Source organism: Microbacterium sp. Z6_144 (assembly GCF_057197625.1).
In genome coordinates this window covers 98044-109842 of record NZ_JBXVPT010000002.1, presented here as the reverse complement: position 1 = coordinate 109842, position 11799 = coordinate 98044, and the positions used below count along the sequence as shown (strand labels likewise).

The following is an 11799-nucleotide window of genomic DNA, read 5'->3' as shown; positions in this document are numbered from 1 at the left end:
GCTATCGCCATGTGAATTTCTCGGAGTCGCCCCAGCCTTGGATGCGGACCCACACCTGGGTGTTGGGTTTGCCGTAGTAGCACCCCAGCTGGATGCGGCCGTTCGCCGGGACGTTGTAGCTGGCGCCGTCGGTGAACTCGCCGTCGGGGCCGCTGTTGCAGTAGATCCGGTAGCTGCCGGCCGGGAAGTTCTCCGTGTTGAGCTGGAAGTACGCGCACGACGACGACGTGCAGCCGGACTGGCCCACGGCCGACCCGCCCTTGCTGATCGTTGCCTTCGCCTTGGGCCGGTCCGCGGTACGAGCCTCCGCGCTCGCGGACGAGGTCTGATTCGCCGCATCCGTGGCGCGCACCTGGATGGTGTGCTTCTGGTCGTAGCCGAAGTCCCGCGTCCGGGATCCGTTGAGACCGACCGTCTCCCAGCCGCCCCCGGCGATGTTGATCTCCATCTTCGTGATGGCACGCCCGTTCTCCGCGGGAGCCGACCATCCGAACTCGATCTGCGTCCCGCTCCCCCGCGCGCTCGCCCCCGGGGGCCGGATCGGGCCGTACGGGGTCACCTGCGGCGTCGTGTTCGAGGACGGACCGTAGTACGTCGTCCCGTCCTGAGTGGTCACCGCGCGCAGCGTCACGCTGTACGCGGTGCCGTTGGAGACGTTGGTGATGCGGTTGTTGCCGCTCAACGCCGCCCATCCGCCGCCGTTGAGCGAGTACTCGTACCGGACCGCGCCCGCGTCGGCGCCGTTGCGCTCGGCCGGCTGGTAGGCGACGTGGATGGAGTTGTCGGGTGCGGGCGTGGAGGCGCTGACGCCCTGCGGCGCGCCCGGCGGCGTGAAGGCTCGACGCGGCGCCGAGGGCGGGCTCGCCGGACCCCATCCGGCCTTGTTCCGCGCTTCGACGGTGAAGGTGTAGTCGTTGGAGGACGCGGGAACGACCACGGCCTGGGAGGTCGTTCCGGGGCTGATGCCCGCGATCGTCCGCGACTGCGCCCCGCCCTGCACGTTGAGCCGGTACTCGGCGATCGGGTCGCCGTTGTTCGCAGGATGCTGCCACGACACCTGCATCTGCGCTTGCGGCCCCACGGGGTCCAGGCGTGTCGTCGTCGGCGCGGCGGCGGCGGCGGGGGGCCCGGCGGGGATCTCTCCGGCCGAGTAGCCGCTCCAGCTCGACGGCTCGGGCGCGCGGTTGTGGGCCTGCACGCGCACCTGGTACACGGTGCCGTTCTCCAGCCCCTCCCACACGAGCGAATTACCGGTCGCGGTCTGCTGCGTCGCACCCGAGGGGGGCGCGGGAGAGATCTCCAGCGTGAACGACTCGACGGGTGAGCCGGGGGTCGACGGCGTCACCCACGCGACGTTGAGCGAACGGTCGCCGAAGCGCAGCGTCGGCGGCTGCGGCGTGTCGGGGCGCGCGTCGGGTCGGGCGGTCTCCGACGGGGATGACGGGTCGGACTCGCCGACGCGGTTGGTCGCGGTCACGACGAAGTTGTACTCCACGTTGTTGGTGAGGCCGTCCAGCGTGCACGTGGTCGAGCCGCACTGCTTCGTGTAGTTCCCCGCGGTCGAGGTGACGGTGTAGCCGGTGATCGGAGCACCGTTGTTCGGCGGCGGCGTCCAGGACAGCACGACCGTGCGGTCCTGCACGCTCGACACCGTCGGCACCCCGGGGGCGTCGGGCTTCCCCTGCACCGTGAGGCGGATGCGGCCCTCGACCTCCCGGTCGACATCCCCCGTCGCATCCTGGATGCGGTAGCGCACGACCATCGTGCCGAAGAAGCGCGCCGACGGCGTCACGGAGACCTGGTCACCGCGCACCTCCGCCATACCGTCGCCGGTCTCGGTGGAGGCCGCGACCACCTTCAGCGGCGTCTCGGGGAACGGGTTGAAGTCGTTGGCGAGCACGGGGACCGAGATCGTCTTGCCCTGATCCGCCTCCGGGAGCACGTCGTCGTTCGCCGTCGGAAGAGGACGGGTGGATGCGGTCACCCGCACCGTCACGGTGCCCTCGATCGGGTCGGTCTCCCCGTCGTCGATGCGAAGCTCGACCTCGGCGGTGGTGCCCTTGCGCGTATCGGCGTCCGCGCTCACGCGGAGGGTCTGCCCATCGATCGTCGCGTTCATGCCGCTCGGCGACCCGCCCACGATCGTGTACCGCATCCGCTCGAGGTCGCCCTCGTCCGGGTCGGTGGTCAACGCGGCGAGGTCGAGGCCCGTGGCCTCCTCGCCGGGGGCGACGTCCATCTGGCCGTTGACGAACGTCGGCTGCTGGTTGTCGGGCGGGAGCACGGTCACCGGCAGCGTCAGGGTCGACTTGCGCCCCTCGGGGTCGTCGGGCCCGGTGCCGTCGGTGACCTCGAACGTGATCGCATCCTGACCGAAGTAGCCGTCGGCCGAGGTGTAGACGAGCGTGCGCTGGTCTTGGACGAGCGGCGCGCCGTTCGCATGGGCGGCGCTGACCTTCGCCGCCTCGGTGATGACGACGTCGAGGTCGCCTGCCGCGCGGACGTGCTCGGACAGCGGGATCTCGATCGTCTCGCCGCTTTGCACCTCGACGCCCTCGGTGGAGATCAGCACCGGTGGGAGGTCCCGCAGGGCCGGGACGTGAATGAACGCGGATGCGGTCAGGTCGTCGCCGTCGGTGATCGTGTACGTCACCAGCTGCGCCTCTTCGAGGATCGGGACGCGGACGACACCGTCCTCCAGCACGCGCGCGCCCGCCGCATCCACCGCGATCTCGAGGGCGTCGACGGTGCCGTCGGGATCCTCGTCGTTGACGAGGACATCGAGATCGGCGAAGGAGTCGTCTTCGACGTCGACGGGACGCACGCGGTCATCGCGCGCGATGGGGCGCTGGAGGGGCACGTCCTCCGCGACGGTGACCTGCAGCACCGCGCGTGCTTCCGCGCCGCGGGCATCGCGGATCGTGTACTGCAGGCTCGTCTCCACGGGCTCACCCGGTGAGGTGACGACCACCCGGTCGCCCACGACCCGGGCCTCGAGACCCCCGACGTCGGGGAGGATGAGACCCTCGGAGATCAGGCTGAGCGCGTCGCCCTCGGGGTCGGAGTCGTTTGCGAGCACCGGTACGGCCACTTCGCGGCCCGGGCGCATGATGACCGCATCCTTCACCGCGTAGGGAGCCTGGTTGGCCGCCTCGGGCGGGGCGATCCCCACCCGCACTGCGGCGGTCGCCTCGGCGCCCTGACGGTCGCGCACGCGATAGGTGAAGGCGTCGGGTCCGGTCTCGCCCTCGAAGGCCTCGTAGGTCAGGAAGTTGGCGCCGACCTCGCTCACACGGCCCTTGGACGGGGCGGAGTCGATGCCGAGGAGTTCCACCGAGTCGCCGTCGGGGTCGAGGCCGTCCAGCGGAACCGGGATGCGCACCTCGGCGCCGGCGAGCGTCCGCGCGGTGATGTCGCGCGGGCGCGGAGCCTGGTTGGTGTCGGCGTCCACCGGGAGCACCTGGATCGTGACATAGCCGGCGTCCTTCTGGCCGCTGGAGTCCTCCACCTCGTACGTCGCGTAGACGGTGCCCGGCTCGGCGCTCGCGCGGAAGCGGACGGTGTCCTGCGAGACGAAGATCGTGCCGTCTTCGGGGGTGGGAAGCGGCTCGACCAGGTCGGGGGCGAGTCGCAGGGTGTCATCGTTCGGGTGGTAGTCGTTGTCGAGCACCGGGATGGTGACGACATCGCCCGCGCGCACGACGGCTTCGTCGTCGTTGGCCACCGGCGGGCGCAGCTGGTCGGGCGCCGGCACGGGGAGGACGACGACCTCGCCCTCCGCGGTCTGCTGACCGTTGGAGATCCGGTAGCCGATCCGCGTCTGCTCCCCGAGAGCCGACTGGTCGGTGATGCGGAGGGTCTCGTGCCCGAGGACGGCCACCGAGATGCCGCTGGCGGGGTCGACCGTCACCGACTGGACGACGAGGATGCCGCCGGAGGGGTCGCTGTCGTTGGCGAGCACGTTCACGAGCACGTCGCCGCCGCTGGGGAGCAGGGCGACGTCGCGGACGGCGACGGGGGGCAGTTCGGTGTCGGCATCCGGCAGCACGTCGATGCGCACGAGGCCCGCCACCGCGTTGGGTCCGGCGGCGACGAGGTACTGCGCGTAGTACGTCCCGGGGGCCGAGGAGCGGAACGTGAACGTCTTGTTGGGGTAGTCGGGGACGATCTCGGCACCGGGCACTTGATCCACGCGCGTGAGGCGCAGCGCCTCGCGGCCGGAGCTGGTGTCGTTGGCCAGCGGCGCGACGGTCGCGGTCTGACCCGCGCGCACGACGAGGTGGTCGGCGTTGGTGACCGGGACGGTGGACCCGGGCGGTCTGACGTCGAAGCGCACGATGCCCTCGGTGACGTCCGATCCGTCCGACACGGTGATCGGCACCTCTTTGCGGCCCTGCGTCCCGCCGATCGCGCGATAGGTGATGCGACCGTCGGCGGTGAAGTCGGCTTCGTCGCCCTCCGCCGGCACCACCGAGGCGAGGAAGATCTCATCGCCGTCGGGATCGATCCAGTCCGGCATCACGTTGTAGGTGATCGACCCGCCCGCCTCCACGACGACGGTCGTGACACGCTTGGGTGCGGGCGGCGCGTTGACGTCCCATCCGCGCACCGCCAGGCGCACGGTGGCGCTGTCGGTGCCGCCGCGGCCGTCGTCGATCTCGTACCGGAAGGTTTCCGATCCGGATGCCTCCTCCGGGATGGCGATCTGCAGCGCCGAGCCGTCATGGATCGGCTGCACGGCGCCGAGGCCCGGTGCGCCGTCGGGCAGCGTGACCGTCAGCACGTCGCCGTCGGCGTCGGTGTCGTTGTCGAGCACCGGCAGCACGGTGGTGCGGCCCGGCCGCACGCCGAACTCGTCGTCGGTGGCGATGGGAGGGGTGTTGACCTCGGTGCGTTCGGGGAGCGTCGTCTCGACGGTCTCCTCGGTGGTCTGCTCGTCCTCCTCCGCCTCCCCCTCGGGCGGGATGATGTCGTCCCAGTTGTCCACGCGCTGCATCGCGTCAGTCGCCATCCACGCAGCGCCGCCCACGACATCGTTGAGCACCACCACGTCGCGGTTCTGGCGGAACTGCAGCTGTGCGGTCGGGTCGAGGCCGTCGATCTGGGTGGTGAGATCGTTCGCGTCCCCGGAGCAGTCGCGCACGAACGCACCCGATCCGCTCCAGGCGGCGTACGTGCAGCCGCCCAGCGTCACCGCGGCGGCCGGTGCTCCCTCGCCTCCGCCTGAGGGCGTTTCCACCGGACCCGAGCCGTCGAAGGGCACCCGCACGACGGCGGATGCGGTCGACAGGACGACCTCCTCACCCGACGCGGCAGGTTGCTGCAGCAGGGCGGAGTCGGCGCCGCCGACCTCGGCCCGCATACCTCCGGTCGTGTGCACGGTGCCGGTATCGGCGTCGAGCACCGCTGCCGTCGTGCCGATGACCGTGATCGACAGCTCGGCGCCCTCATCGACGCCGTCGAGTCCGCGCCGCGAGGGTTCGCCGGTCTCGCCGTCGGCGGCCACCGGCACCGTGACGATCTCGCGTGACTCCGGTGACACGCCGTAAACGGTGCCGTCGCGGCCCACCGCGACATCGGCGCCCTCGCCCAGTTCGGTCACCGGGTCGGTCCCCTCGACGGTGAACGCGGCGGTGGCGGCCGACCGGGCAACCCACAGCGAGCCGGTTGCCGGGTCGAGCACGGCCATCGTGGGGCCGCCGAGGGCGACCTTCGCCCCGGCGGGCACGTCGGCGGCTTCGGTGAGCATCACCATCGCCGGGTCGACAGCGGTCACGGTCGATTCGGTCTGGTCCAGGAGCAGCACGGTCGACCCGTCCTGGAGGATGTCGTACTCGTCGCCCGCGGCACGGAGGCCTCCGTCGAGCACGCGGGACTCGTGGTTGAAGTGTCCCACCAGCACGCTCGAGCGCTTCGTGATCCACACACCGCCGTCGTGCAGGTCGACCTCGGTGGTCGGGAACCCCTGGTACGCCACGGCCATCGTCGTCACCGCGAGCGCGGACACGGTGACGACGCCGACGGACGCAAGTGTCCGGCGACGCTGTCGAAGCCACGTAGAAGCCCTCACGCGACCCTGCCTCCTCGGGCGGAAACGAGCCGTCATCCCGTAGGAACGGGCGGATGTCGCACTCAGCATATCCACAGCAGCGACCCCAGCCGCAATCGCGCAGGAATCCTTGCCCCGCGCTTTCTCGGCGTGCTATCCCCCGCGCGGCATACAGCGAGGCGGTCGGGGGATTCAGGATGCCACGTACGCGGCCAGATGCTTCCCGGTGAGGGTGGATGCCGCGGCCACGAGGTCGGCGGGTGGGCCTTCGAACACCACCGTGCCCCCGTCGTTGCCAGCGCCGGGGCCGATGTCGATGATCCAGTCCGCGTGCGCCATGACGGCCTGGTGGTGTTCGATCACGATCACGCTGTTGCCGGCCTCGACGAGACGGTCCAGCATCCCGAGGAGGTTGTCGACGTCGGCGAGGTGCAGCCCCGTGGTCGGCTCGTCGAGCACGTAGATCGCCCCGGACTTGGCCATCGAGATGGCGAGCTTCAGGCGTTGCCGCTCGCCGCCTGACAGCGTGCTGAGGGCCTGCCCGAGGGTCAGGTAGCCCAGCCCGACATCGACCATGCGGGCCAGCGTCGTGTGAGCCGGTCCCTTCGGGAAGAACTGTGCGGCCTCCGTCGCCGACATCGACAGCACCTCGGAGATGTTCTTACCGTCGAGGCGGTACTGCAGCACCTCGTCGGAGAAGCCCGTGCCCGCGCACACCTCGCACAGCGTCTCCACCGTGGACTGGAAGCCGAGGTCGGTGATGATCACGCCGAGGCCCTTGCACGCGATGCACGCACCCTCCGAGTTCGCGCTGAACAGGGCGGGCTTCACGCCGTTCGCCTTCGCGAAGGCCGCCCGGATCGCGTCGAGAAGTCCGGTATAGGTGGCCGGGCTGCTCCGCCGCGAACCGCGGATCTGGGCCTGGTCGACCACCACGACCTCATCACGGCCGGAGAGATTCCCGTGGATGAGCGACGACTTGCCCGACCCCGCGACCCCGGTGACGACGGTGAGCACCCCGAGAGGGACGTCGACATCGACGCTTTGGAGGTTGTGCTGTCTCGCCCCGCGGATCTCGATCGCGCCGGCGGCGGCGCGCGTGGTCTCCTTGAGTCTCGCGCGGTGGTCGAGGTGACGGCCGGTGAGGGTGTCGGATGCGCGGAGACCCGCGACATCCCCGGTGAACTGGATGCGGCCGCCGTGGCGCCCCGCGCCGGGGCCGAGGTCGACGACATGATCGGCGATCGCGATCACCTCGGGTTTGTGCTCGACCACGAGCACCGTGTTGCCCTTGTCGCGGAGCGCGAGCAGCAGCGCATTCATCCGCTGGATGTCATGCGGGTGCAGGCCTGCGGTGGGCTCGTCGAAGACGTAGGTGACGTCGGTGAGGCTCGAGCGCAGGTGCCGGATCATCTTCGTCCGCTGGGCCTCGCCGCCCGAGAGCGTGCCGCTGGCACGGTCGAGTGAGAGATACCCGAGGCCGATGTCGACGAAGGAGTCCACGGTGTCGCGCAGGCCACGGATGAGCGGGGCGACGGCCGCGTCGTCGATGGTCCGCAGCCACGCCGCGAGATCGGTGATCTGCATCGCCGCCGCATCCGCGATGCTGACGCCCTCGATCGTGGACGAGCGCGCCCCCTCGTTCAGGCGCGTGCCGCCGCAGTCGGGGCACGGCATGAACTTCACGGCGCGATCGACGAACGCCCGGATGTGCGGCTGCAGCGAGTCGCGGTCCTTCTGCAGCATGCTCTTGGTGATCTTGGGCACGAGACCCTCGTAGGTCATGTTGGTGTTGGCGATGCGCACCTTCGTCTGATCCCGGTAGAGGAAGTCGTTGAGCTCCTGCTCCGTGAAGTCGGCCACGGGCCTGTCGGCAGGGACGAATCCGGATTCGGCGTAGATGCGCACCATCCAGCCGTCGGCGTTGTAGCCGGGGACCGTGATCGCACCGCCGTCGAGCGACTTCGAGCGATCGACGATTTCGTCGATATCGACCTCGCTCACCTCGCCGAGGCCCTCGCACCGCGGGCACATGCCGCCGGTGATCTCGAACGAGCGGCGCTCCTTCACGGTCTTCCCGCCGCGCTCCGACGTGATCGCGCCGCCCCCGCGCACGGACGGGACGTTGAAGGAGAACGCCTGCGGCGACCCGACGTGCGGGACGCCCAGCCGGCTGAACAGCATCCGCAGCATCGCGTGCACGTCGGTGGCGGTGCCCACCGTGGAGCGCGCGTTGGAGCCCATGCGCTCCTGGTCGACGAGGATCGCGGGGCTGATGTTCTCCAGCGCGTCGACCTCCGGGCGCGGCGGGGTCGCCATGAACGCCTGCACGAACGTCGGGTAGGTCTCGTTGATGAGCCGCTGCGACTCGGCGGCGATCGTGCCGAAGACGAGCGACGACTTGCCCGAGCCGCTCACGCCGGTGAAGACGGTGAGGCGGCGCTTGGGGATGTCGAGCGTGACCCCCTGCAGGTTGTTCTCCCGCGCCCCCACGACGCGGATGACGTCGTGGGCGTCTGGGGAGCGGTCGGTGGCGGGGGCTTCGGATGCGGCGGGCTCGGACGGAGCGGATGCGGCGGGCATGCTTCTCCTCCTCGATGCTCGCCCCAGTGTCCCGCACATCGCGGACATCCCGCTTCCTCGATCCGGCGCCCCCCTCCGCGAGAATCCATGTGCGGGTCGAGAATGCCGCAGCGTGCCGCATCCTCGCCGCGCCGGTGGATTCTCGCGGTCTCGGGACGGGGACGCGTCCGCGCCGCCCCGCGCAGGGCCGGCCCCAGCGAGACTGCAGCCTGCCGACGAGACCGACGCATTATGTCGGGGTCTCGTCGGCAGCGTGCGGTCTCGCGGTCTCGGGACGGGCGCGGGCGGGTCAGGATGCGGCGGCCGGCGCCTCGAATCCGTCGCAGAGCGCGACCGAGAAGTTGTCGGCGAACACGGCATCGGGATCGACCTCGTGCTTGACCGCGCGGAGACGCTCGATCTTGTGCACGGGGAAGGCGTCGAGGATGCGGTCGGGCCGATCAGAGGAGTCGAAGCTCAGGTACATCCCCTGCCCGAACGGGCGGAACGTCTCCCACGCGGCATCCAGCGTGGCGCTGTTCGAACCGAACGCCACCACGGAGAACTGCGCGGCGCGGTTCGAGTAGGCGGTGTCGTCCTCCCCCACGTCGGCGACGGCGCCGCCCACGGAGCGGTACTGGAGGAAGAACGCGGCCCCCTCATCGAGCATCCGCGTCGTGGCCGCTGCGATCTCCGGTGTGATGTCGCCGAGGAGCAGCGATCGCGCGTTCGGCTCCCCGCGCCCGTGCTGGGGCCCGAGGTCGGCGTTCGCCATCACCTGCGGATACGACGTCACCTGCACCGTCTGCTGCAGCAGCGGTGCCAGCTCGGCGAACGGCTGGAGGCGCTCGATGATCTGGTCGGGATCGGCGGAGTCGACCATCGCCATGATCTGCGCGATGCGGGGCTGTCCCGGACGAGGGGCGCCGAGGAGGAGGAACGCCGTCAGATCGCGCGGCGCGTCGCGCATCACGCGGCTGTACCCGACGAGGAACTCCTCCGCCTCGGACGCGTCGAAGGCGAGTTGCGCCCAGCCCACGTCGCCGACCTCGTCGACTTCGAAGTCGAAGCTCGTGACGATGCCGACGTTGGCGCCGGCCCCGCGGATCGCCCAGAACAGCTCGGGGCGGGTATCCGCATCCGTCTGCACGATGGAACCGTCGGCCAGCACCACCTCGGCTGCGCGAAGGTGGTCGATCGTCAAGCCGTGTTCGCGCGCGAGGAACCCGATCCCGCCGGCGGTCGCCAGCCCACCGACCCCCACGCCGCCGTAGTCGCCCGACGACAGGGCCCAGCCGTGCTGGCCGAGCGCGGCGGCGACTTCCGCCCAGCGCGCACCGGGACCGATCCTCACCCGGCGGCGCTCCTGGTCGATCACCTCGATGTCGTTGATCCGTCGCAGGTCGATCACGATGCCGCCGTCGTTGGTACTGCGACCGCTGATGCCGTGCCCGCCACTGCGGATCGACAGCGGGACACCAGGATGCTGCCGCGCATACGCCACCGCTTCGGCCACCTGTTCCGCCGAGCTCGGCTGCAGCACGATGCCGGGGGCGCCCCCGCGGAGGTACGTCGAGCTCACGTCCGGGTACTCGAAGTCGCCGGGCTCGATCGCGTGCATCCCCGCCGGTACCGCGTTGTAGTCGATGCCGGCGCGGCGGCGACCCAGCGCGGCGGCCGACCGCACCGGCGCCGAGGCGGTGCCGCGATCGCCGCGCTCGCGGGCGACGATCTCCCGGACCGCCGGGGCCACCTCCTGCCCGAAGAGCTGATGATGCGTGGGTCATCAGCCACGACGATGAGGCTCCCGATGCCGTCCTCGAGTGCGTACCCGGCGAGTTCTTCGATCCACCCGCGCAGGTCTCCCGAGGGCGCCCCCACGTTGAGCATGCGACGGATCTCGCGCGGATCGCGCCCAGCGCCTGCGGCGGCCTCGTCGATGGCGGCGTTTCCGCGGGCGAGGTCACCCGGCTGCATGTACCCCAGACTCACCAGCCACCCATCCGCCACGCGACCGGTCAGTGCCAGCATCCGCGGCTTGTAGGCGCCGATCCAGATCGGGATGTCGTGGGCCGGGCGTGGTCCGCGCTTCGCGCCGTGCACCCGGTGGTACTGCCCGTCGGTGAACAGCCCTCGGCGCTCGGAGGTGTCCCACAGGCCCCGGATGACCTCGATCGCCTCTTCGAGCGCGCTGACCGCCTGGCCGGGGGTGAGACGCCGGCCACCCATAGCCTCGATGGCGTCCCAGAAGGAGCCCGAGCCGAGGGCGAGGTCAACCCGTCCGCCGGAGAGGAGGTCGAGGCTCGCCGCCGACCGGGCGATCACGGCGGGCGGGCGCAACGGCACGTTGAGCACGTTCGGAGCGATGCGCACCGTCTGGGTCTGCGCCGCGACGTACGTCATGAGTGTCCAGGTGTCGAGGAACGCCGGCTGATACGGGTGGTCCTGGAACGTGACGAGGTCGAGTCCGGATGCTTCGGACAGCTGCGCGAGCGCGACCGGGACGTGGGGATCGGCCGCGGCGGGGGTGATGAATGCCCCGAAGCCGAGTCGGTGCCCGTAATCCATGTCAGATCCTTGCTGCGAGAGGGCGGGAGGGAAGGAGGGAGGGGTCGCGGGATGACCGCAACCCGGCGATGAGCACATCCAGCAGCACGGGCCGATCTTCCGGCGAGCCGAGACGTACTGCGCGCTCGACCCCGCCCAGCATCCGCTGCACCTGTTCGACGGTGACGTCGGGGCGAATGGCGCCCTCGCGCTGAGCGCGTTCCAGTAGCGTGCGGAAGCTGCGGACGAACGCGCATTTCGCCTCGCGGGCCGCGCTGAGGACCCCATCGGGGGTGCTGATGATCGTCTGCACTCCTTCATCCCCGAGCTGCAGCTCCAGAGCGGCCGCCAAGAATCCGGGCAGTGCCTTCCCCGCGTCGGGGGAGCGTTCCGCGTCGGCGGCGAGGACGCGCAGCCGTTCGACGGAGTCGACGGAGAGCGCCTCCGCGAGCGCCGGCACGGCGGGGAAGTGCCGGTAGACCGTCGCGACCCCGACACCGGCGATGCGGGCAACTTCGTTCAGGCGCAGGTCGTCGCGCGGGATGCGGCGTGCCGCGCCCAGGATCGCTTCCCGGCTGCGCACGGCATCGGCTCGGGGACGGGTCATGGCCCGAGGCTACGCCGGAAACGGATACATCATC

5 protein-coding genes are annotated in these 11799 nt (G+C 70.6%); all 5 read right to left on the bottom strand.

Features of this window, described 5'->3' with window-relative positions:
* Position 1 precedes the first annotated feature (1 nt).
* Positions 2-6070, bottom strand: coding sequence for an Ig-like domain-containing protein (locus tag AC2DGY_RS12630; protein WP_484510106.1), 6069 nt, complete (start codon positions 6068-6070; stop codon positions 2-4).
* Positions 6071-6241: 171 nt separating this feature from the next.
* Positions 6242-8632 (bottom strand): ATP-binding cassette domain-containing protein, encoded by a 2391-nt coding sequence (locus AC2DGY_RS12625; protein WP_484510105.1) that lies wholly within the window; start codon positions 8630-8632, stop codon positions 6242-6244.
* Positions 8633-8921: 289 nt separating this feature from the next.
* Positions 8922-10298: an FAD-binding oxidoreductase gene (locus AC2DGY_RS12620; RefSeq protein WP_484510104.1), complete on the bottom strand. Its 1377-nt coding sequence runs from the start codon at positions 10296-10298 to the stop codon at positions 8922-8924.
* Positions 10190-11179, bottom strand: coding sequence for an LLM class flavin-dependent oxidoreductase (locus AC2DGY_RS12615; protein WP_484510103.1), 990 nt, complete (start codon positions 11177-11179; stop codon positions 10190-10192). The genes AC2DGY_RS12620 and AC2DGY_RS12615 overlap by 109 nt, the downstream gene beginning before the upstream one ends.
* A 1-nt stretch (position 11180) precedes the next feature.
* Positions 11181-11765 (bottom strand): TetR/AcrR family transcriptional regulator, encoded by a 585-nt coding sequence (locus AC2DGY_RS12610; protein ID WP_484510102.1) that lies wholly within the window; start codon positions 11763-11765, stop codon positions 11181-11183.
* Positions 11766-11799: the final 34 nt, after the last annotated feature.